At 71.1% G+C, this 20,900-nt stretch carries 18 protein-coding genes and 1 pseudogene; 12 read left to right on the top strand and 7 right to left on the bottom strand.

What is annotated here, in order from left to right; all coding sequences use genetic code 11:
• Positions 1–233: 233 nt before the first annotated feature.
• Positions 234–1,514, bottom strand: a complete 1,281-nt coding sequence (locus tag AC5WAM_RS40970) for a hypothetical protein (protein ID WP_495520834.1) — start codon at positions 1,512–1,514, stop codon at positions 234–236.
• A 270-nt stretch (positions 1,515–1,784) separates the two neighbouring features.
• The gene (locus AC5WAM_RS40965; RefSeq protein WP_495520833.1) at positions 1,785–4,013 is read right to left on the bottom strand and encodes a tetratricopeptide repeat protein; all 2,229 of its coding nucleotides are present in this window, start codon (positions 4,011–4,013) and stop codon (positions 1,785–1,787) included.
• Positions 4,014–4,629: 616 nt separating this feature from the next.
• On the opposite strand from AC5WAM_RS40965, the gene fdh reads away from it, so the two are divergent.
• Genes fdh through AC5WAM_RS40940 form a run of 5 tightly spaced genes read left to right on the top strand, consistent with a single transcriptional unit; the run spans position 4,630 to position 11,341 of the window.
• A complete protein-coding gene (gene fdh, locus AC5WAM_RS40960; RefSeq protein ID WP_495520832.1) occupies positions 4,630–7,875 on the top strand; it encodes a formate dehydrogenase in 3,246 nt (1,081 codons plus the stop codon).
• Entirely contained in the window at positions 7,872–8,828 is a 957-nt protein-coding gene (locus tag AC5WAM_RS40955; RefSeq protein ID WP_495520831.1) for a 4Fe-4S dicluster domain-containing protein, read from the top strand. The genes fdh and AC5WAM_RS40955 overlap by 4 nt, the downstream gene beginning before the upstream one ends.
• Before the next feature lie 56 nt (positions 8,829–8,884).
• On the top strand, positions 8,885–9,790 hold the full coding sequence (nrfD, locus tag AC5WAM_RS40950; protein ID WP_495523758.1) for an NrfD/PsrC family molybdoenzyme membrane anchor subunit: 906 nt from the start codon (positions 8,885–8,887) through the stop codon (positions 9,788–9,790).
• 8 nt (positions 9,791–9,798) lie between these two features.
• Entirely contained in the window at positions 9,799–10,359 is a 561-nt protein-coding gene (locus AC5WAM_RS40945; protein ID WP_495523757.1) for a cysteine hydrolase family protein, read from the top strand.
• A gap of 22 nt (positions 10,360–10,381) precedes the next feature.
• Positions 10,382–11,341, top strand: a complete 960-nt coding sequence (locus tag AC5WAM_RS40940; protein ID WP_495520830.1) for a TIGR03557 family F420-dependent LLM class oxidoreductase — start codon at positions 10,382–10,384, stop codon at positions 11,339–11,341.
• Between the two features lie 171 nt (positions 11,342–11,512).
• On the opposite strand, the gene AC5WAM_RS40935 is transcribed toward AC5WAM_RS40940, so the two are convergent.
• The 3 genes from AC5WAM_RS40935 to AC5WAM_RS40925 form a co-directional block, all read right to left on the bottom strand.
• Complete coding sequence (locus AC5WAM_RS40935; protein WP_495520829.1) at positions 11,513–11,911, bottom strand: hypothetical protein; 399 nt, start codon at positions 11,909–11,911, stop codon at positions 11,513–11,515.
• A gap of 158 nt (positions 11,912–12,069) precedes the next feature.
• On the bottom strand, positions 12,070–12,918 hold the full coding sequence (locus AC5WAM_RS40930; protein WP_495520828.1) for an oxidoreductase: 849 nt from the start codon (positions 12,916–12,918) through the stop codon (positions 12,070–12,072).
• A gap of 420 nt (positions 12,919–13,338) precedes the next feature.
• Positions 13,339–14,370 (bottom strand): helix-turn-helix transcriptional regulator, encoded by a 1,032-nt coding sequence (locus AC5WAM_RS40925; protein WP_495520827.1) that lies wholly within the window; start codon positions 14,368–14,370, stop codon positions 13,339–13,341.
• Positions 14,371–14,576: 206 nt separating this feature from the next.
• Here AC5WAM_RS40925 and AC5WAM_RS40920 point away from each other — a divergent pair, with 206 nt between their 5' ends.
• Positions 14,577–14,918, top strand: a complete 342-nt coding sequence (locus AC5WAM_RS40920; protein ID WP_495520826.1) for a VOC family protein — start codon at positions 14,577–14,579, stop codon at positions 14,916–14,918.
• A 13-nt stretch (positions 14,919–14,931) separates the two neighbouring features.
• The gene (locus tag AC5WAM_RS40915) at positions 14,932–15,255 is read left to right on the top strand and encodes a TfoX/Sxy family protein (protein ID WP_366791768.1); all 324 of its coding nucleotides are present in this window, start codon (positions 14,932–14,934) and stop codon (positions 15,253–15,255) included.
• 75 nt (positions 15,256–15,330) lie between these two features.
• Here the strand turns inward: AC5WAM_RS40915 and AC5WAM_RS40910 are convergent.
• Positions 15,331–16,015: pseudogene (locus tag AC5WAM_RS40910) on the bottom strand (winged helix-turn-helix domain-containing protein); the annotation flags it as partial.
• A gap of 220 nt (positions 16,016–16,235) precedes the next feature.
• Between AC5WAM_RS40910 and AC5WAM_RS40905 the strand changes: the two are divergent.
• Positions 16,236–16,439 carry a hypothetical protein gene (locus AC5WAM_RS40905; RefSeq protein ID WP_495520825.1) on the top strand — a complete coding sequence of 68 codons (204 nt, stop codon included), beginning with the start codon at positions 16,236–16,238 and terminating at the stop codon, positions 16,437–16,439.
• A 347-nt stretch (positions 16,440–16,786) separates the two neighbouring features.
• Here the strand turns inward: AC5WAM_RS40905 and AC5WAM_RS40900 are convergent, their stop codons facing one another.
• Positions 16,787–17,176: a hypothetical protein gene (locus AC5WAM_RS40900; protein WP_495520824.1), complete on the bottom strand. Its 390-nt coding sequence runs from the start codon at positions 17,174–17,176 to the stop codon at positions 16,787–16,789.
• Between the two features lie 350 nt (positions 17,177–17,526).
• Here AC5WAM_RS40900 and AC5WAM_RS40895 point away from each other — a divergent pair, with 350 nt between their 5' ends.
• The 4 genes from AC5WAM_RS40895 to AC5WAM_RS40880 all read left to right on the top strand — a co-directional run bounded on the left by AC5WAM_RS40895 (position 17,527) and on the right by AC5WAM_RS40880 (position 20,876).
• Complete coding sequence (locus tag AC5WAM_RS40895; protein ID WP_495520823.1) at positions 17,527–18,585, top strand: DUF6461 domain-containing protein; 1,059 nt, start codon at positions 17,527–17,529, stop codon at positions 18,583–18,585.
• A 345-nt stretch (positions 18,586–18,930) separates the two neighbouring features.
• Entirely contained in the window at positions 18,931–19,077 is a 147-nt protein-coding gene (locus AC5WAM_RS40890) for a hypothetical protein (RefSeq protein WP_366791772.1), read from the top strand.
• A gap of 53 nt (positions 19,078–19,130) precedes the next feature.
• Positions 19,131–20,186 (top strand): hypothetical protein, encoded by a 1,056-nt coding sequence (locus tag AC5WAM_RS40885; protein ID WP_495520822.1) that lies wholly within the window; start codon positions 19,131–19,133, stop codon positions 20,184–20,186.
• A 291-nt stretch (positions 20,187–20,477) separates the two neighbouring features.
• A complete protein-coding gene (locus AC5WAM_RS40880; RefSeq protein WP_495520821.1) occupies positions 20,478–20,876 on the top strand; it encodes a hypothetical protein in 399 nt (132 codons plus the stop codon).
• Positions 20,877–20,900: the final 24 nt, after the last annotated feature.

Genomic DNA, 20,900 nt, shown 5'->3' with positions numbered 1-20,900 from the left:
TGGGAGGACTGTCCGGCATGGCTGTCAATCACTGCTCAACAGCCGTTGAACAGTGGGTCAATGGCTGATGCGCGGCTCTGCGTGAGAGCCGGGCGCGGGCCGGGGCATGACGACCGAGCGACGCACCCAGGTACCCGAGTCCGGGCTCGGAGCAGGGACGGGACACGGAGCAGCCCCGCACGAAGCCGGGAAGCCGGGGTTGACGTACGGGGCCGCTCACGGGCTGTGGGGTGTCAGACCCGGGTCAGGGCGTACGTACCCGTACCGTCCTGCCTGCCGCCGGAGTACTGGCGTATGAACTCCCCGTCCGCGTACCGGTCGTGGCCCATCATGGAGCCGGTGTACTTGTTCTGCACACCGACCTTCGAGCTACCGGGTACGTCGCGGTAGATGTAGAACCGCTGGAGGTCGTCCTCCGTGCAGGAAGCCGTCGTCACGGCCGCTCGTTCAGCGGCCGGGTTCTGCCCGGCGATGGTCGCGCACCCGCCGATGCCCCAGTTCCACAGGGTCGCCTCGATGACGCCGTTGCTCTCCGTCACGTTGCACAGGCGCCAGTTGTCCAGGTGGGCGCTGAAGATCGACGAGGGTCGCAGCCGGACGGCGTCGGCCGCCAGGATCGGTGCGCCCCAGGACAGGGGCTTGCCGGGTACGGCGATCTTGTAGACCTCGGCCTGGCAGTCGAGGGCGGCCCGCGCGCCACGCCCGGTGGCCTTGGGCTGTGCGGCGGACGTGCCGCTGGCGAGAGACTGGCGCTGCTGCACGAGGCGGTCCTGCTTCTGCTTCGCCGTCGGCGTCACCGCGCCCGCCGGGTGTGCGGCCTTGGCGGCGGCCGAGCCGCAGTCGAGGAGGGTTTGCGCCTTGGCCATGATGCTGCCCGCGGGCACCTGGTCCTGGCAGCGCACCGCGCCTTCCTCAAGGGTGGTGTAGGTGGTGAAGCTGCCGCCGCCGGGCCCCTCGACCCACTTCAACGCCCAGCTGCCGTCGCCCTGTTGGACGCGGTTGCAGTTGAGGCTTCCGTAGGTGCCGGTGACCTTCTTGGTGCCCTTGTAGACGCCGTAGTAGCCGGGCTGGTTGAAGTTCCACGCGACCGAGTTCGACTCGCTGCTGGTGGAGGAGGACTCGACCTTGACGTTCAGGCCCACGCTCACGCCGGCCTTGCCGAGGGCCTCGGTGGCGAAACCGCCCTCGATGGTGTTGTTGAGCCCGACGGAGACCGTGATGGTCGTCTGGGTGCTGGTCGTGACGGTCTGGTTGCCGGTGGTGCCCTCGGTGACGTACCAGCCCTTGAAGTGGGTGATCGTCGGGGACACTTCGGTGGACTTGATGTACGGGTGACGTGTGCCGAGGTCGGCCGCCGTACAGGTGTCGCCGGGCCGGGTGGACGTCGTGTCGGCGGGTGCTGCGGCAGCCGGTGAGGCGGCAAGGCCCATGGCGGTGACTGCCCAGACGGCCGCCGTAGCGGTGACTGCCGTGCGCGATCTGCCGATGCGGCTGACAGGTCCTGTGGAACGCATCGTTGCCCATTCCCCCTGGTCGTGTACATGCCTGGTCGGAGGTGAATGTAGCGGCCACAGGGGAAGCGGCGTGAGGCCGGAACTGGCCACCGCGGGGAGGGACTGTTCCGCCCCCGGCGCAGACAGTCCTTCATCGGCGGGCTGTCGAGGGTTCCTTCGGCTTGCCGCACACGGACGTCGGCCCCGGTTCCGGCTGTGTCGGGGCAACCAGCGCCGCCGCACCCGACGCGGCCGGCGACCGCCCTTCCGGCGCCCACCTCGGCAGAGTGGTCATATCCCGTCGAACACGGCCAGTGTTTCCTGGGGAGAGAGTACTTCGCGCCCCCAGGGGGCGGCGGTCGCTCCCCCTGGCTCCAGGCCGAATCTGCGTACGTGGTCGAATTCCTCTGCCGGCCCGGTCCGGCGCAGGTGGTGCAGGAGCCGCAGCACCGACCATCGCACCCCGCGTGCGCAGGCCCGTCTGAGAGCGTCCTCGGTGGCCGGCCCGCTGGTGGGGGTCACTCCGGCGGCGATCGTCGCTGCGATGTGGGCCAGGTCATGGCCCGCTTCCCTCGGCAACTCCCGCAGCGCCCGCTCCTGGATCTCCTCCATCTTTTGAGTGCGGCCTTGAGCGGCAAGGACGCCCAGCAACGCGCCCGTACAGTCGACCCGGAATTCGGTCATGTCCTGCCTGAGCGAGGGAAAGCCCGGGTCCAGCGCCGCCCGCAACAGGCGTTCGGCCTCGTCGTACTGGCCGGTGAGGGACAGGAGTTCAGCAAAGAGGGGGTACCAGTGGCTGCGCGGCAGGTCGTCGTCCGGCTCGTCGCGAAAGTCGTGCACCTCCAAGCGGCGCAGGCAGGCCAGTGCGGCACCGCAGTCAGCCCTGTCCACATAGTCCGAGGCCAAGGCGAGGGTCGCCTCGACATCGCCGTCCCGCATCCTCGCGACAGCCGTTCTGTGGTGGTCGACTTCCGACCTCCTGCGCATGAACGCCAGCCGCCTGCGGGAGTCCGCGCGTGTGCGGTACTGCAGCTCGCCGAGTACCGCGGCGAAGACAGCGGCGGAGCCGACCAGTTGCCCAGGCTCAAGGTCGGCCCGGCGGCTGAAGGCGGCGAAGCCGACGGCGTACAACAGCCAGGGCGACCCCCATATGAGGCGCAGCAACCACTTCTGGCGGGTGGTGAACCGCTCCAGCTGTTCCTCACCGATGTGCCCCAGCACGGTGAGTGCTCGTACCTGGGCGAGAGCGTCCCCGCGCGACGCAGCCGCGCCGCACAGTCGCAGGGCGTACCGGTACAGGCCGCGCTGCACGGCGCTCGTGATCAGCTCCTGGAACGAGGCGGAATCGGCGTAGTGGGCGTGGGCCAGGGCGCTGTCCCACAGCTCTCTCGGCCCACCACAGTTCGGCTTGGCGAGCGTGATCTCCTGTGCGAGGTAGTCGGCTACGGCGTAGCCGTCTGTGGGCGGGCCACCGGTGAGCCGTACGCGGGTGAGCGGGGCCACCGCGTCGAGTACGGGTTCGGTGGCGTATGCGATGGTCTGGTCGAACCAGTCGTCGGGCAGTGCTGTGCCGTCCGGGAGGTAGCCTGCGGCCGCGGCGCGGAGCATCTCGTGCGGGAGGTGCGTGGTCCAGCCCAGCCGCCAGGCCTCCAGTGCGGCGGTCAGCACCGCGCGGGTGGAGGCGTCGGCGCTGTGGTAACGAGTGACGAGTTCAGGGCCCGCGGCGAGGACTTGGGCGAGGCATCCGGTGTCGGAGTGGGCGTCCAGGGCCGCGGCCAGGGGGGCGGAGGAGACGGCCAGAGTCTCGGCACGGGTGAGGTCGGCGGACGTGAACGCCTCCGGCACGTCGATGGCCGGGGCCGCGAGGCGCAGCAGGGCGCGTGCTTGTGCGTGTCTGTTCTCGCCGTCAGCGGTGGAGCGGATGCCGTGCCAGAAAGTGGGCCACATGGTGCCGATGACGGCCACGGGCCCGGGTCGGGCCAGCAAGTGGCGCAGGCGCTCGGCGGCCTGTTCGCCGGCCTCGCCCAGGAGGTGGAGGTTCAGGTTGTCCAGCCACAGGACCGTACGGGGGGTGATCGTGTCGCTGTCCAGCAGTGCCAGGAGGCTCTCGGCGCCGGTGGGGGCGGCCAGGTGCCAGGTCGGGTAGCAAGCACGTACCGCTTCGTAGGCGGCTCGGGACTTGCCCGTGCAGGACTTGCCGACCAGTACGGCTACGGGTGGGTCACCGGTGGTCAGCCGGGCGGTGAGTTCGCGGTCGTGTGCGCGGGGCACATAAGCGGGCAGTCCTCCCTCGGCCTCCTTGATGGGGCGGTGCACGCCCAGCAGGTAGGGGTGGCGCAGGGCCTGGGCCACGGGGACGACCGCGGGCACGGCGGCCCGGGCCCGTGCCTGCTCGGCGGCCCTGCCGAGCTGGAGCGGCCCGTTCAGTGTCCCGATCTGGATGCTGGTGCCGAAGGTCCCGCCGCGGATCTCGTTGTGCACCTGGCGGCGGTCGGCCTCTTCCCTGCTGTTTTCGGTCACGCCGTCGTGCGTCATCGGATTCGCCCCCGCGAGTCAGGGTAGCGGCGCGGAAGGGGCGGGGAGGCGTGCCTGGGCGAAGCCCCGCCGCGCACACGGAAGTTGCCGCCGATGGTCTCCAAGGCACCGCCGCAGGTCGTGCAGCTCCCGGTCCAGCACCGCAGCATGTCCCGCAGGGCGTCGCGGCCCCGGTAGGGACTCAGGCCGCGGCCGGGGCTTGGGGGCCCATCGGAGGGTGAGAAGGGTTGGGGCGGCGGCGACGAGAGTGACGTGGTGGTGCCGACCGCGCCAGATGCGCACCTCGAAGCCCCGGCACCGGATCTTCACCGCACCAGGCGCGTGCCTCGAAGCCCCGGCTCCGGAGCTTCACCGCGCCAGGTACGTACCCCAAAGCCCCGGCACCGGAGCCTCACCGCGCCGCCTCCGCACGCCCCAGGCCCCACGGACCCCGAGCCCGCTCCCCCACCGACACGTTTCGCTCGCGCCCAGCCAGGTACCCCGTCTGCGGCCACAGCGTGCGGAGCGGCTCGGCGTGGCCAAGAATGGAGAGCGCTGTGACCAGATTCCCGGGCGTCCCGGCACTGACCCGTCCTCGGCCCGCCTCTTCCTGGGAGTCCGTATGGGTGTCACCGACCGATTCCGCGACTGGCCCGTCTACCGGCAGCTGACGGGGGACGACCGTTCGGGCCGGGGCAGCGCAGCCGTGTCGCAGCGGACCGCCCGGCTGCGGCCGCGTACCGAGACGGCGGAGCGGGTGACCCAGTCCATCTGCCCGTACTGCGGCGTCGGCTGCGGCCAGCAGGTGTACGTCAAGGACGACAAGGTCGTGCAGATCGAAGGGGACCCCGACTCCCCCGTGAGCCGCGGCCGACTGTGCCCGAAGGGCTCCGCGACGCTGCAGCTGACCACGGGGGCGGCCCGCCGCCACCAGGTGCTCCACCGGCGCCCCCACGGCACGGAGTGGGAGCCCCTCGACCTCGACACGGCCATGGACATGGTGGCCGACCGAGTCGTCGCGACCCGCCGCGCCACCTGGGAGTGGGAGCGGGACGGCGTGCGCACGGCCCGCACCATGGGCATCGCGAGCCTGGGCGGGGCCACGCTCGACAACGAGGAGAACTACCTGATCAAGAAGCTCCTCACCGGCCTCGGCGTCGTGCAGGTGGAGAACCAGGCCCGGGTGTGCCACAGCTCCACGGTCGCCGGTCTCGGCGCGTCCTTCGGCCGCGGCGGCGCCACCACCTTCATGCAGGACCAGCAGCACTCCGACTGCGTCGTCATCCAGGGCTCGAACTACGCCGAAGCCCATCCGGTGGGCTTCCAGTGGGTGATGGAGGCCAAGGCCCGCGGCGCGACGATCATCCACGTGGACCCCCGCTACACGCGCACGAGCGCGCTCGCCGATCTGTACGTGCCGCTGCGGGCGGGCAGCGACATCGCCTTCCTCGGCGGCATCATCAACCACGTCCTGACCGAGGAGAAGTACTTCCGCGAGTACGTCCTGCACTACACCAACGCCGCCACGCTGGTGAGCGAGGACTTCCGCGACACCGAGGACCTGGACGGCGTCTTCTCCGGGCTCAATGAGGACAAGCGCCACTACGACCAGCACAGCTGGCAGTACGAGGGCGTACAGGTGCAGCAGCCGACCGGTGAGGTCGACGAGCAGTACCACGACCGTGTCCACGCGGCGGGCGGTGCGGAGACCCACGGCTCCGGCGGAGCCCGTACCGCGCCGGACGCGCCCCGCGACCCGACGCTCCAGCACCCGCGCTGCGTGTTCCAGGTGCTCAGGCGCCACTTCGCCCGCTATACGCCCGACCTGGTGGAGAGCGTGTGCGGGGTGCCGCGCGAGACGTTCCTGCGGGTGTGTGACGCGCTGACCGCCAACTCAGGACCGGACCGGACCAGTTGTTTCGTGTACGCGGTCGGCTGGACCCAGCACACCACCGGGTCGCAGTACATCCGCACCGCGAGCATCCTCCAGCTCCTCCTCGGCAACATCGGACGGCCCGGCGGCGGGATCCAGGCGCTGCGCGGCCACGCCTCCATCCAAGGGTCCAGCGACATCCCGACCCTGTTCAACCTGTTGCCCGGCTATCTGCCGATGCCCCACGCCCACCAGCACCTGGACCTCGACCGCTTCATCGCGTCCTCGCGCACGGAGAAGGGCTTCTGGGCGGACATGCGGGCGTACTTCGTGAGCCTGCTGAAGGCCTACTACGGGGACGCCGCGCGGGCCGAGAACGACTTCTGCTTCGACCACCTCCCCCGGATCACCGGCTCGCACTCGACCTACGACACGGTCCTTGCCCAGCTCGACGGCGTCTGCAAGGGCTACTTCCTGATGGGGGAGAACCCGGCGGTCGGCTCGGCCAACACCCGCTTGCAGCGCCTGGGCATGGCCGAGCTCGACTGGCTCGTGGTCCGTGACTTCTCCCTCATCGAGTCGGCCACCTGGTGGCAGAACGGGCCGGAGATCGAGAGCGGCGAGCTGCGCACGCGCGACATCGGCACGGAGGTGTTCTTCTTCCCGGCCGCGGCCCACACCGAGAAGTCCGGCTCCTTCACCAACACCAACCGGTGGGTCCAGTGGCACCACGCGGCCGTGGAGCCCCAGGGCGACGCCCGGAGCGACCTGTGGTTCACGTACCACCTGGGTCGCCGCATCCGGGAGAAACTGGCCGGTTCCGACGATCCGATGGACCGTCCCGTCCTCGACCTCGCCTGGGACTATCCCGTCGATGGACCGCTGGACGAACCCGTCGCCGACGCGGTGCTCGCCGAGATCAACGGTCACGGCCCGGACGGTGCTCCGCTGTCCGCGTACACGGAGCTGAGGGACGACGGCTCGACGCGCTGCGGCTGCTGGATCTACTGCGGGGTGTACGCCGACGGCGTCAACCAGGCGGCCCGCAAGAAGCCGCAGTCCGAGCAGGACTGGGTGGCCGCGCAGTGGGCCTGGTCCTGGCCTGCCAACCGCCGCATCCTCTACAACCGGGCCTCGGCCGCCCCCGACGGCACGCCGTGGAGCGCGCGGAAGGCCTGCGTGTGGTGGGACCCGCAGGCCGGCCGGTGGACCGGCCACGACGTCCCGGACTTCGTCCCGGACCGCCCGCCCGGTCACGTGCCGGACGAGGGCGCCACGGGCGCGGACGCCCTGCGCGGCGACGATCCCTTCATCATGCAGGCGGACGGCAAGGGCTGGCTCTACGCGCCCGCGGGCCTGGAGGACGGTCCCCTGCCCACCCACTACGAGCCCCAGGACTCCCCCTTCGACAACGCGTTGTACCCACGGACGCCTCGCTCCCCGGTGCGGCAGCTCCTGGCGCGTGACGGCAACCGCTACCACCCCAGCGGCAGCGCTCCGGGTGCGGACGTCTACCCGTACGTCGTCACCACGCACCGCCTGACCGAGCACTTCACGGCCGGTGGCATGAGCCGTTGGTCGCCGTATCTGGCCGAGCTGCAGCCGGAGTTCTTCTGTGAGGTCTCCCCCGCGCTCGCCGCCGAGCGCGGCCTGGAGCACGGGGGCTGGGCGACGCTCGTCACCGCCCGCAACGCCATCGAGGCGCGCGTCCTGGTCACCGAACGCATGCGCCCGCTGACGGTCCAGGGCCGCACCGTCCACCAGATCGGCCTGCCCTTCCACTGGGGTCCCAACGGCGTGGTCACCGGGGACGCCGCCAACGAACTCGTCGCCATGGCCCTCGACCCCAACGCGCACATCCAGGAGGACAAGGCGCTCACGGCCGACATCCGCCCCGGCCGCCGCCCCCGCGGGCCCGCGCTGCCGCGCCTGGTCGCCGACTACCGCCGTCGCGCGGGCATCAGTGACACCACCGGAACGGAGCCCCGGACATGAGCGAGGAAAGGGTCGGATTCTTCACCGACACGTCCGTGTGCATCGGGTGCAAGGCCTGCGAGGTGGCGTGCAAGGAGTGGAACGCCCTTCCCGAGGACGGCCTGTCCCTCACCGGCATGTCGTACGACAACACGCAGGCGCTCGGCGCGTCCAGCTGGCGGCACGTCGCATTCATCGAGCAGGCCGCGCCCCAGGGGCGCACACAGCTCCCTCTGGTCGAGGCCGATTCCGCGAAGGGGCCCGCCCCTGGACCTCTCGGGGCGGCCGCCCCCGGATCTTCCGGGGCGGCATCCCTGGGGTCTTCCGGGGCGGCATCCCCATCCCTGGGGTCTTCCGGGGCGGCATCCCCCGGACCTTCCGGCGCGGCGTCCTCCACGGACATGCGCTGGCTGATGTCGTCGGACGTCTGCAAGCACTGCACGCACGCCGCCTGCCTCGATGTGTGTCCGACCGGTTCGCTGTTCCGCACCGAGTTCGGGACGGTGGTGGTCCAGGAGGACATCTGCAACGGCTGCGGCTACTGCGTGCCCGCCTGCCCCTACGGCGTCATCGAGCAGCGCCCCCACGACGGGCGCGCCTTCAAGTGCACCCTGTGCTACGACCGCCTTGGCGCGGGCCAGGAGCCCGCGTGCGCCAAGGCCTGCCCGACCGAGTCGATCCAGTTCGGGCCGCTCGACGAGCTGCGGGAGCGGGCCGCGCTGCGCGTCGACGAACTGCACGAGGCGGGCGTGGACGAAGCCCGCCTGTACGGACACGATCCCGTTGACGGCGTGGGCGGTGACGGGGCGTTCTTCCTGCTCCTGGACCGGCCCGAGGTGTACGGGCTGCCGCCGGACCCCGTGGTCACGACCCGGGACCTGCCCGCCATGTGGAAGCACGCGGCCGGGGCCGCGCTGTCGCTCCTGGGCGGCGTGGCGGCGGCGTTCGCGCTCGTCGGCAGGAGGCGGCCGTGACGTCCGGGAGGCCCGCGGTAGGCGGGCGCCGCCAAGGACGCCGTGGCGAACAACTCATGGTGCCGGAGGCCGAGTTCGACTCCTATGACTCCTATTACGGCCGCCCCGTCATCAAGGCGCCCTCGTGGGCGGCTCCCGACATCGCGGGGTACTTCTTCTTCGGCGGCCTGGCCGGTGCGGGCTCCGTGTTCGCCGCGGCCGCCCAGCTCACCGGGCGACCGTGCACGGCGACCGCGCTGAAGGTCTCCTCGCTGGCCGGTGTCTCCCTCTCCGTCGCCGCGCTCATCCACGACCTGGGCCGTCCGGCCCGCTTCGCGTACATGCTCAGGGTCTTCAAACCCACCTCGCCGATGAGCATGGGCTCCTGGCTGCTGAGCGCGTACGGTCCGGCGGCGGGAGCGGCCGCGGCCAGTGCCGTCACCCGGCGGCTGCCCGGGGCCGGGGCCGTGGCCACGGGGGCGGCTGCCCTGCTCGGGCCGGCCGTCGCCGCGTACACCGGCGTCCTGGCCGCGGACACGGCGGTGCCCGCGTGGCACGGCGCCCATCGCGAACTGCCCTACCTCTTCACGGCGTCGGGGGCGGCCGCTGCCGCCGGTATGGCCCTCGTCGTGGGCCCCGTGCGGGAGAACGCCCCCGCACGCCGCGCCGCCGGACTCGCCGCGCTCGCGGACACCGTGGTCCTCAAGGCGGCCGAGCGGCGTCTCGGCGTCGTCGCCGAGACGTACCGGCGGGGCCGGGCGGGCGTCCTGCTGCGGACGGCGCGGGGGCTCACGGTCGCCGGGGCCGCGGGCGCCGCCCTCGCGGGCGGTCGACGGCCCGTCGCGATCGCCTCCGGCCTGGCGCTGCTCGCGAGCTCCGCGTGCACGCGGTTCGGGGTGTTCGAGGCCGGGATGGCCTCGGCCCGCGACCCGAAGTACACGTTGGAGCCACAGCGCGCCCGGCTGGAGCGGCGCGCACCGTGACCACCGCCATGCCGGGCACCGACGCGCCGTCCGCCGTGATCGTGATCGACATGATCAACATGTACGACCACGAGGACGCCGAGCGGCTCCTGCCCGCCGCGCGGAGGATCGTGCCGGTCGTGTCCGACCTGCTCGCCGCGGCACGGGCCGGTGGCGCCCCGGTGGTGTACGTCAACGACAACTTCGGGCAGTGGCGCTCCCACCACGGCGAAATCGTCGACGCGGCCCTGTCCGGTCCGCACGCGGACCTTGTCGCGCCGATCGTCCCGGACGACGAGGCGCTGTTCGTGGTCAAGGCGCGGCACTCGATCTTCTACGAGACGCCGCTGTCCTATCTCCTGTGGGAGCTGGGAGTGCGCCACGTGGTCCTGTGCGGTCAAGTGACCGAGCAGTGCGTGCTGTACTCGGCCCTCGACGCCCACATCCGGCACCTGGACGTGACGGTCGTCTCCGACGCCGTGGCGTCGATCCATCCCGAACTCGCCGACGCCGCGCTGGAGATGATGCGCACGAACATGGGGGCGCGCGTCGTCCGCGCTCAGGACGTCACGTTCGCGGGAGAAGAGTGAGCCGTCAGATGAGGAGCACATGATGACGCGTTACGGATACTTCCTGGCGAGCGAGGAGTTCTCGCCCGCGCAGCTGCTCGACCAGGCCCGGGCAGCGGAGCAGGCCGGTTTCGACTGCCTGGCCATCTCCGACCACTACCACCCGTGGATCGACGAGCAGGGCCAGAGCGCCTTCGTCTGGACCATGATCGGCGCGCTCGCCCAGGTGACGTCGCTGCCCGTGACCACGTTCGTGACCTGTCCCACCGTGCGGATGCATCCGGCGGTGAACGCCCAGGCCGCCGCGACCGCGGGCGTGATCACCCACAACCGCTTCCGCTTCGGCGTGGGCACCGGGGAGGCGCTCAACGAGCACGTCCTGGGCGACGCGTGGCCCGCCGCGGACGTCCGCCTGGAGATGCTCGAAGAAGCCGTGCAGGTCATCCGGAACCTGTTGACCGGTGACGAAGTCACCCACCGGGGCCGTCACTACACCGTGGAGAACGCCCGCTTGTACACGGTCCCCGACGAGCCGGTGCCGATCCATGTGTCGGGGTTCGGCCCCAAGGCGGCCGCCCTGGCCGGGCGGATCGGCGACGGGTTCGTCACGATGACGCCGGACGAGGAGCTGGTCGGCCAGTTCCGCCGTTCGGGAGGCGGTCACAAGCCGGTCCTCGGCGGCCTCAAAGTGTGCTGGGGCACCGACCGGGAGGAGACCGTCAAGACGGTGCACCGGATGTGGCCCACGCAGTTCCTGCCCGGCGAGCTCGGGCAGGTGCTTCCCACCCCCGCGCACTTCGAACAGGCGTCCACCCTCGTCACCCGGGAGGCCGTGGCCGAGGACACGGTCTGCGGCGACGCCGCGGACGAACACGCCCGCGCCCTCTCCGCGTACGCCGACGCCGGATTCGACGAGGTGTACGTGGGCCAGATCGGCCCGGAGCAGCAGGGCTTCTTCGACTTCTACCGCAGCGAGGTGCTGCCGGGGCTGCGCGCGAACTGAACGCGTCCGGTATACCCCACGCACACGACCAACTAGCAGTGCTGCGTCAGGTACTGGTCGGGGTGGCCCAGCTGTTCCGCGGAGCGGTGGGCAAGCGGGCCCAAAGCCAGGTCGCGGTCAGCGTGCATGCGGCTGCGGAGATCGGCCGACCTGAGGCCCTCCCCTCGGTGCTCACCCCGTTCGCTGATGAAGCGCCTCCGCCTTTCGCGCGGCGGCCTCGGCCGTGTACCTCAGCTCACCGCAGGAGGAGGGCTCGCCCGGGCAATCACCCGTGATCGCGGGCGCCTGCCTGACACTCCAGTTGGGGTACTGATTCCGGATCTCATCCGGAATCACCGCCACCAGCTGGTCCTTCGACAGTACCTCTGCGGCGTCCCGACCATGACTCCCCTGTTCGCGCGAGCCCTTCGAGGCCGCGGTCGAAGGGGCGGCTGACTCGCCGGGCACGGAACGTTGCGACGGCGGAGTGGCGCGGATGTCCTCGGCGCGGGTATCAGGGGGCGAGTCGTCGTCCGTGAGCACCTGGACACTGCCGAAGATCCCCAGCACGAGCACGATGGCCAGCCCCACGGCTGCCGCAGCCAGGGATGAGCGGGCACTGCGGGTGTTCCGGGGAGGCGCTCAACGAGCACGTCCTGGGCGACGCGTGGCCCGCCGCGGAACAGGGTGCGGGCCGCCGCCCTTGCGTTCGGTGGTGCGGCAGCTGTTCACGGCCTGGCGGCCGGGCGTCAGAGCTGAGCGCCCTCGGCGAAGTCGGTCGTACGGGAGAGCGACTCCCATGCGCGGATGTCCTCGTCCACGGCCGTGCGCGCGGCCGTGACCAGGCGCAGTGCGTCCGAGCCCAGGAGGAGGTGGGCCGGTGGCCGCTCGACCGACGCGATGTGCACGACGGCTTCCCCGGCCTTGGCCGGATTGCCCAGTTGGTTCCCGCTGGCCCTCTGCCGCGCCGCACGGAGGGGGTTGAACAGCTCGTCGTAGTCCGCGATCGTGCGCGCGGCGCGCGTCATGGACCGTCCGGCCCAGTCGGTGCGGAAGGACCCGGGCTCGATCGCCGTCACATGGATCCCGAACTGTGCGACCTCCTTGCCCAGCGCCTCCAGGACGCCTTCGAGCGCGAACTTGCTGCCGCAGTAGGCGGACATGCCGGGCACGGCCATGAGACCGCCCATGGAGGTGACGGCCATCAGGTGCCCGCGGCGGCGTCGGCGCATGTGGGGCAGCGCCGCCTGCAGGGTGGCCATCGCCCCGAACACGTTGACCTCGAACTGCCGCCGCACCTCGGCCAGCGGGGTCTCCTCGAAGGTGCCCTCCAGGCCGAACCCCGCGTTGGCGATGACGACGTCCAAGGGACCGACGCCCTCTTCCACTTCCGTGACCACCCTGGAGACCGCGTCGCCGTCGGTCACGTCCAGGAGTCGGCCGTGAGCATGCCCGGGCTTCAGCTCTTCGAAGGCCCGCAGGTCCTTCTCCGAACGGACGGTTCCGACGACGGTCTGCCCGGCAGCCAGCGCGGCCTGGGCGAAGGCACGCCCAAGGCCCGTACTGACGCCGGTGATGAGCCAGTTCCGCTTCTCCATCGCCCCTCCAGGACGGCCTCGTGAGGATCCGGGGTGCCCATGCTGTCGGCGGGAGGCGGCAAGCTCAAGGCGGGGCCCTTATGTTCCGGGTGGTACGGCCCGGCACGCGTCAGCGCAGGTGCGGATCAGCCGTGGAACGACGGGCAGACCACGGACCCAGGCCTCGCCCGTGACGGCCATGCGTGGCCTGAACGCGCTGGGGCCCCTCGCGGGGCGCACCCTAGTGGAAGTGTCCCCTCCGTATTGGTTCTCGCCGCTCGTGGCACGGGGGCGCCCACTGACCACGGCTTCTTCCGCTGTCCCGGATCTATGCCCGGGCCACGAAATCTTACGAGCGTGGCATTTCCTCACGGTCTCCGCGAAGGGATCGGCACCGCGTATTCCGAGGCCCGAAAATTGCACTCGGAGCGAGGCTTCCGGCTATGGCCCATGCCGGGCGTCCGGCTCATCGCGCTGTTTGCTCTGGTCGTCCTGTTTGGTGAGAGCGTTGGCGGCACGCAGCAAGCGATTCCCCAGCTGTTCTAGATGGGGCGCGAGTTCGAGGGTGCCGTGGATGGTGTCGTCGGGTCCCAGGTCGATGCCGAGGAGTTGTTCCGCGATGTGGTGAGGATTGTCGGCGGCGAGGTCAAGGGTGCTCGTGTGGTCGTCGACGGGCTGGACGCGGCCGGGCAGGGACCAGGTTCGGGCCCGCACGGTTTCGGCGTCGGCGGGGACGGTGGCGTGGAAGGTGTAGCGGGCGGGGGCGCCGGCCAGGCGTGCGGCGACGTACGTGGCCGCGTCCGGGTTGGGCAGCTCGCGGGGCGTGACTCGGTGGCCGGTAGGAGCGGGGTCGGTGAGCCGGTCCACACGGAACAGGCGCCACCCGTCGCGGTCGATGTCGTGGGCGACGAAGTACCAGACCGGGTCGGCGGCGACCAGCGCGTGCGGTTCCACCCGACGTGGACCGGTCTCGCCGCCGCTGGTGCGGTAGGTGAAGGTGACGATCTCGTGGTCGCGGCAGGCGGCGGCCAGGGTGGCCAGGACGGTGGGATCGGCCGTGGGGCCGGTGCTCCAGGGCACTGGGAGCGGGGCGGCGGCGGCCTGGATCGCGGTGACCTGGTGACGCAGCCGGACGGGCAGCACCTGTTCCAGTTTGGCCAGGGCGCGCACCGCGGTCTCCGCGATCCGGGCGACACCGCGGGTGGCGGTGCGCAGGGCGACCGCGATGGCTACGGCCTCGTCGTCATCGAGCAGCAGGGGCGGCACGTCGGCACCGGAGGTGAGGCGGTAGCCGCCCGCGGTGCCGGTGGTGCCCTGGACCGGGTAGCCGAGCCCGCGCAGCCGGTCGATGTCGCGGCGAATGGTGCGCAGGGTGACGCCGAGGCGGTCGGCGAGTTCGTCGCCGGTCCAGGTGCGGCGCGTCTGGAGCAGGGAGAGCAGACGCAGCATGCGGGCGGGCAGATCCTGGGACATGTTCTCCAGACTGCCAGGCATTAGTGACATGTACTGTCCTAAAAGGGCTCTACCGTCGAAAACGCCCAAGCGTCGAGGAACTGCCTCCGCCGACGGCAGCAGCCACCGGGAGCAGATCGCGGCTGTCGGGCTCGCGCCTGGACACCGCAGAAACGCGGCCGCGCCGCGTGGGCGGCCGAACGTGCCCTCACTCAACGGGAGAGACCATGATCACTGGAGTGAACACGGCGGTGGTCTGGGTCCTGGGCCAGAAGTCGGCCAAGACCTTCTTCACCGAGGCCCTCGGCCTGCGGGTGCGCACGGACGTGCCGTTCGGCCAGGGCGTGCACTGGGTCACCGTGGGCCCAAAGGGCCAGCCGGACGAGCTCCTCCAGCCGCTCCCCCAGGGCCAGGGCGCGGGCGGCCACAACGCCTGCCCCCGGCCCGGTGCAGCTCCCCGATCCGGAAGGCGGGAGGGCGCCTCCGCTCTCCCGGCCGTGGGGCTACGGGTGGCCGCACCGGCGACGAGCCGAAACGATGACCACAGTCGGCCCTTCCGGGCTGCCTGAGGAGGGATGAGTCATGTCCTACGACGAAGTACTCGCCGAACGCATCACGGAGCGACTGGAGGCGGAGGGAGTGGTCGCGAAGAAGATGTTCAGTGGCCTGGCCTTCCTCCTCCAGGGCAACGCACTGGCCAACCTGTACGACGAAGGCCTCATGGTGCGCGTCGGCAAGGAAAGAACCGACGAGGCCCTGGCCCGCCCCGGCGCCACGCCCCTGGTGATCCGCGGCAAGGAACAACGAGGCTGGGTCCTGCTGGCGGAGGAGACCCTCGACGACGACGTCCTGGACGACTGGCTGGCCTGGGCCATGGACGCCACCGCCGAACTCCCGCCCAAGTGATGCCTCATCCCCCGGCTCATCCGCGCAGCGCGAGCTGACGGGCAGGCCTGGTCAGCCAGCTACTGAGGCTGTGGGCTGTTTGGGTCGGAAGATCAGACGTGTTCGTTCGCCGGGTTTGTAGCAGGCCAGGGCGGCAACGGAGAAGCGGCGCTGGGACCGGCCCCGCACCCGGACCACGGGCGTGTGTCCCCGCTTGGACCAGGTGCGCGACGTGGGCGGCGTCATCGAGAACCCGGCCTCGTCTTCGAAGACGATGAAGGCACCGAGCGCCGCCGCGGTGCTTCCACCTGCGGCCACGTGTCCTTCACCCAGCCGGTCACCTTCTCCTCGTCCCGCTCCAGGGCCCGCTTCGCCGGGCCTGATGGCTCCAGCCGTGGCGCCGCAGCATCTGCGCAATGGTCGACAGGGTGATGGTCTTGTGAAACCGGCGCCCGATCAGCACCTTGATCCGCTCCAGGGTCCACGTCTGGTCCGGCCAGCCGTGCGCGAGGGGCCCCTTGGCGAGTTCCTCCTCCAGCACCCCGAACAGCTTCTCGCTCAGCTTGGGCCGGGCCGCCGAGCCCTTCGATCGCAGGACGTCATCTCCGCCGTCCTGCCAGCTGCGGCGCCAGCGTTGCACCGAACGCACACTGACCCGCAGCTGTTTGGCCACCACCGTGTTGTCATCACCCGCCGCGAACATCTCGGCCGCTTGCAGGCGGACACTTTCGCGAAAGGACCGCCGTTCGGCTGTCAGGCCACCACCTTGCGGATACCTCATGGTTCCGGCGTACCGCGACTGACACCACCTGTCAGCCCCTCCGACATCACGCCCACAAACTCAGTAACTGGCTTCTAGTCGAGCCAGTAAGGCACCTCCTTACGCCTAAGGCCCCCCACCCCCGGAAGATGCGGAACCTTCCCGATGTCCCACACAGGCCTGGGAAGCGAAAGTGGAGTCATCGCAGAGAGCGAGACACCAGCACCGCAGGGGGAAGAAGATGTTCGACTACGAACTCCACCAGTTCCGCGCCGCCGAGCTCGCCCAGGAGGCCGCCCGCCACCGCCTCGTACGGGAAGCGCGCAAGGCCACCAAGCCGGGCCGCCAGGTGCTGGGCCGGGAAGAGGCGGAGGCCCGCCTGACGGCCGAGCGCACCGGGACCGCCGCCGACCGCCGGGCCGACCGCTACACCCGCGCCGCCTGACCCCCAAGGCGGACACCACAACCGTGCTCGGGGCGAAGGCGAGGAGCGCGGCGGCGTTCCAGTGGACGAAGATGCCCGCCTTGACCTCGTCGAACCAGGCGGGGAGCCGTCTGGCAGCGGCCTTCTCACCCACTGCCGAGCCCACTGCGGGGCCAGGCAAGGAGCCCGCCGGGGAGCCAGACACGAAGGCGCGGCGCAGGAGGTGCCGCACTGCCGATGCGCTCTCCGCGTGACAGCGACACCAGTCCGGTCGCCGGTCATTCGATCCCCAAGGGCCCGATCCCCAGGTCCTCCCGCATGAGGCGACGCATCTCCGCCATGGCCGTGCGACGCTGCCGGATGAAGGCCTAGTCCTCGGCGGAGCCGACCGCCACCCCGCGGGCGTAGGCGTCGCGCAGGCGGCGCAGGCTGTGGAACGCCTCGTTCCCGGCCGCGACGACGAGCGGCGGGCCCACGAGCCAGAGCCGCTCGCTCGCCGTGTACAACCCGGTTCCGCGGAAGGCCTCGCGCACCGCCGCGTCACGTGCCGACCCGGATCTGTGGTCGCCCAGGGCGACGGCCCGTATCTCCTCACCCGCCTCCTTGAGGGCGGAGGCGTACTCGGTGTACACGACACGCCGCAGTTCGAGTGCGTACCGTGCTTCCTCGCGCCGCCACCTGTTGCGGTCGGCGATCAGGGTGGCGGCGATGCCGATCGCCGCACCGGCCAGCGTGGAGAGCAGTGGCATCCAGTCCATGCGCCGCATGCTGTCCGAACCACCGCTGCGACACCAGCGGCCCGCGCCCTCCGCCGTGGTCGCCAGGCCTCGTGCCTCCTGTCCAGGCACTCCGGCTAATGGAGCCTCACCATGCCCGCCGGAAGAGGCCCTCTCAGTTCCCCTTGCCGCCGAGGTGGTACGGGTTTCCGGACGTGTCCCGTGCGATCAGGTCCGCCTTGCCGTGGCCGGTGATGTCGCCGACGCCGACGAGGGCATTGCAGGAGGCGCCGCAGTCGGCGAAGACCTCGGCCCGAGCCCGAGAGTGTCACTCATGGGCGGAGTCGCTGCACGTCAGAGCCGTTGTCAGTGGTGGCGGCGACAATCTCCTCATGACCTCACCCCAGCACCTCGACGGCCTCCTCACCCGCTTAGGACTCGCGGAGGCCGCCACCTTCACGGCCGTGCGCGGTGGCGACGAGGACGCCGTGATCCGGCTCTTCGGCGGCGACCCCGCACAGGCCCGCCCCATGCGCCTGGACGACCTGCGCAACCACTACGCCACGAACCGCATCCTGGTCTCCCGCTCGGGCTCCACAGTCGTCGTCGTAGAGAACAACGGCTTTCAAGGCTCCCGCGAGGAGGTGCTGCGCCCGCTCTCCCGTCTGGGCCGCACCGCCAGCGCCTACTGGAACGTCAACGCCGTGTCCCGACTGAGCCTGGCAGAAGACGGACTGGTCCAGTCCGCACTCGACATGGTCGTACCCGAGGACCCGTTCGGGGCGCGTCCCGACGCCTGGAACCCCCTGCTGGAGGGCCTGGACCTGGCCGACGGTGACGGCTGGGGCGAGGGCCTGGCGGCTGTCGAGCGCGCGACGGGCGTGCGCTTCGACGACGCCTGGGTACGGGGCCCGCACCATGTCGTGGAGATCACGCCGGTGCCGGAGTATCTGCTGGGGCAGGGGCTCATCGACTCACCCCTGCTCAAACGGGAGCCCTTCGCCGGCTACCTGGCCGACCTGGGGCCCGCGCTGCTGGGGCCGATGCGTCGGCACGCCCTCGACCTGGCCCTCACCCACGCCGACCTGCGCCATCACCCCCTCGCCACCGCGGCCCTCACGGCGCACACCCTCCCGACCGCCGCGCGGCAACGGCTGCGCGACGAGCTCACCGCCGCGCACGACCAAGCGCTCCCCCAGGCCCGCGCGCTGCTGATCGGCGAGCCGAAGGAGTTCGATCCCGAGTGGGAGCGCCCCTCCCACCGCCTCTTCCGGCAGGCCATCGTCTTCGGCGTCCTCGCACGGTGCGTCGCCGCCCACCTTCCGGCCCCCGCGGACCGGCTCCCGGACGTCCTCAGCTCCCTCACCACAGCGATGACCGGCGACGGCGAACGGGTGCAGGAGTTCTGGATGCTCGCCCACCTGCACGACGCGGCGCGACGGATGAGCTGAGCGCGGGCAACGCCTCGGCGTCGGCGTGGTTCGCGGCCCATGGCTCGCCCGGGCCGGGCCGGGCCCGGCATCGGCATCAGCATCAGCATCAGCGGGACCGTCGCACCGGCCGGCAGCGGTCCCTGCGCGAGCGTGTGGCAGCGCCCGCAGCGGGGCACGTGCAGGCCGCGCGCCCCCGTGTCGTGCCGATCCTCGGCCGCGTGCCCACACCTATTGAAGTACGTCCTGATATAGGCTACTTGGGCCAACGTGAACACCTCGTCAAGGAGCGGCACGCCAAGGGCCGGCCCTTCTGCCGGTCCGCCTCCGGCATCCTGGCCCGCGGCTTCCACCCGGACACCGGACGTGGACGCGCCGGAACGCGTCGTCATCGTCACCGGCGCCGCATACGCTCACCTCGACGGCCGCAAGCCCCCGCACGTGCTCCAGCTCGCCGAACAGGCCGCACGCTGGACCTACGAGCAGCACCTCCCCGCGGCTGTGCCGACATAGCCCGGCGGCGCGCCCGCGCCAGGCGATCGCTTCAGCGAGCAGCAGGAGAACACGTGCAGACCTACGTCAGCCCGCCCGGCATCGCGCACGGGCCGTACGACATCGCCACCGACGACCTCGCCGCCGCCCTGCGTCGGTGCCGCCCCGAACTCGCCGGACACCCGGAATTCCTCGCCGCGGCGCGCACGGCGACCGGGCGGCGCCGCAGACGGGTGCGCCCGTGCCCCGACGGTCGAGTGCCCGAGCCGTACGCCGTGGAGGACCACCACCGCGACCTGCGCGCGCTGATGGAGCAGGCGTGCCGCCACGCGTTGCAGCGCGCCGGGATGGCCGCGCAGGACGTGGGAGGGCTCGTGGTCGTCCAGGACCCGCCTCCCGCCGAGGACGACCCGTTCCTCGACGGCGACTTGGTGCTCGCCCTCGGCCTGCCGTCCACCACCGCGCGCGTGCCGCTGACCGGCTTATCCACCACCGGAGCGGTGCACGCACTGATCGTGGCGGAGGACATGGCCCGCGCGGGCAGGTCCGTCCTGGTGGTGGCGGCCGGGATCCACCCGCCTCCGTCCGCCGCCGACTCCGACTCCGCCACTCCCGCCGCGCTCACCCGCCAGCTGACGGTCAGCGACGGCGCGGCCGCCGTAGTCGTCACCAGCGAAGCCCTCACCGCGCCGGGCCTGGTCATCGACGAGACCTGGCAGTACGCGCACTGCAAAAGGCGCACCTCCGCGCACACCGGGGGCTGTCGCGCCGAGGACCATCCAGGGCTGGCGGCGCTGCCCTGGCTGCGGCCGGGCCAGGAGCGGCCCGACTTCGCATTCGTCCACCCCGGCGGCCCAGCCCCGCTCCACTCCCTGGCTGAGGCGAATCCCCTGCGTCGACAGGCTCTTGAGCCCTCGCTCGCGTGCTTCACCAACGAGGGCGACCGGGGCGCCGCATCGGTGCTGCTGATGCTGGCCCATCTCCACGAGCATCCGTCCGCCCACGCGTCCCATGGCCTGCTTCTGGGCTTGGCCCCCGGTTACCTGGCGGCGGCTTGCCGGGTCCGGTGGGCAACCTCAGCCACTACTCAGCGGAATCGGCCGAAGCTGACACACAAAGGCGCTTCCTGACCGCCTATGTTCACCGTAGCGATCCATTACCTCACCGTACGTCTGGTCTTGTTGGGCGTACGACCACGACGACTCGGGTGATCACTCTGCAACGTGCTTCGCGGCAACGTCGGGCTCCGGCTGCTCAGTTCCAGGCGGCGAGGCGGTGGCCGGACCAGTCGGGTGCGCCCTGCCAGGTACCGCCCAGGCGGAGCGTGAGCGTACTGCGGCACAGCGAGCACCCGCCCGGCACGCACGTCGGCCGTCTCGTCACCTTGGATCTCCGGTAGAAAGCGAGAGCGAGAAACACCCATGGAAAAGCAAAACTCAGGCGTCGCCCGCGAACGGTTACGCCCGGAGCCGGCAAGCCCTGAAGCCTGCGCTGCCGACGGCCGTCTGGCCGCGCTGGTCCGGGGCATCGCGGAGGTTCTCCACCAGCGCGGGTACCACGTCGGCCAGGCCATCACATGCACGGTCGAGGACGGCTTCTTCCCGCAAGTGGTCGTGAAGGTCGACGCCACCACCTACCTCAACATCTCCTGGCACGAACCCGCCCTCTCCTGGACCTGGCGAGCCAGCAGGCTCATGGCGGGACGACAGGACGTGGTGGAAGAACTGAACCTGGACGGCGGCGAACTCACCGCCGAGGAGATCGTCGACGCCAGCCTCAGCGCCCTCGCACTGCCCGCGCGACAGCCGTGGAGAGCGTGACGCGGGCAGCCACCGCGTGCCGAC

Source organism: Streptomyces sp. JLYT201 (assembly GCF_059448825.1).
The sequence above is the reverse complement of the archived record's forward strand: the minus strand, read 5'-3'. Positions and strand labels throughout refer to the sequence as shown.

Excerpts from the sequence above, each read along its gene's own strand:
- AC5WAM_RS40920 (WP_495520826.1), top strand. The coding sequence starts at position 14,577 with ATGATCACTGGAGTGAACACGGCGGTGGTCTGGGTCCTGGGCCAGAAG.
- nrfD (WP_495523758.1), top strand. The coding sequence starts at position 8,885 with ATGGTGCCGGAGGCCGAGTTCGACTCCTATGACTCCTATTACGGCCGC.
- AC5WAM_RS40895 (WP_495520823.1), top strand. The coding sequence starts at position 17,527 with ATGACCTCACCCCAGCACCTCGACGGCCTCCTCACCCGCTTAGGACTC.
- AC5WAM_RS40930 (WP_495520828.1), bottom strand. The coding sequence starts at position 12,918 with ATGGAGAAGCGGAACTGGCTCATCACCGGCGTCAGTACGGGCCTTGGG.
- AC5WAM_RS40940 (WP_495520830.1), top strand. The coding sequence starts at position 10,382 with ATGACGCGTTACGGATACTTCCTGGCGAGCGAGGAGTTCTCGCCCGCG.
- AC5WAM_RS40900 (WP_495520824.1), bottom strand. The coding sequence starts at position 17,176 with ATGGACTGGATGCCACTGCTCTCCACGCTGGCCGGTGCGGCGATCGGC.
- AC5WAM_RS40905 (WP_495520825.1), top strand. The coding sequence starts at position 16,236 with ATGTTCGACTACGAACTCCACCAGTTCCGCGCCGCCGAGCTCGCCCAG.
- AC5WAM_RS40915 (WP_366791768.1), top strand. The coding sequence starts at position 14,932 with ATGTCCTACGACGAAGTACTCGCCGAACGCATCACGGAGCGACTGGAG.
- AC5WAM_RS40925 (WP_495520827.1), bottom strand. The coding sequence starts at position 14,370 with ATGTCCCAGGATCTGCCCGCCCGCATGCTGCGTCTGCTCTCCCTGCTC.
- AC5WAM_RS40880 (WP_495520821.1), top strand. The coding sequence starts at position 20,478 with ATGGAAAAGCAAAACTCAGGCGTCGCCCGCGAACGGTTACGCCCGGAG.
- AC5WAM_RS40945 (WP_495523757.1), top strand. The coding sequence starts at position 9,799 with ATGCCGGGCACCGACGCGCCGTCCGCCGTGATCGTGATCGACATGATC.
- fdh (WP_495520832.1), top strand. The coding sequence starts at position 4,630 with ATGGGTGTCACCGACCGATTCCGCGACTGGCCCGTCTACCGGCAGCTG.
- AC5WAM_RS40970 (WP_495520834.1), bottom strand. The coding sequence starts at position 1,514 with ATGCGTTCCACAGGACCTGTCAGCCGCATCGGCAGATCGCGCACGGCA.
- AC5WAM_RS40955 (WP_495520831.1), top strand. The coding sequence starts at position 7,872 with ATGAGCGAGGAAAGGGTCGGATTCTTCACCGACACGTCCGTGTGCATC.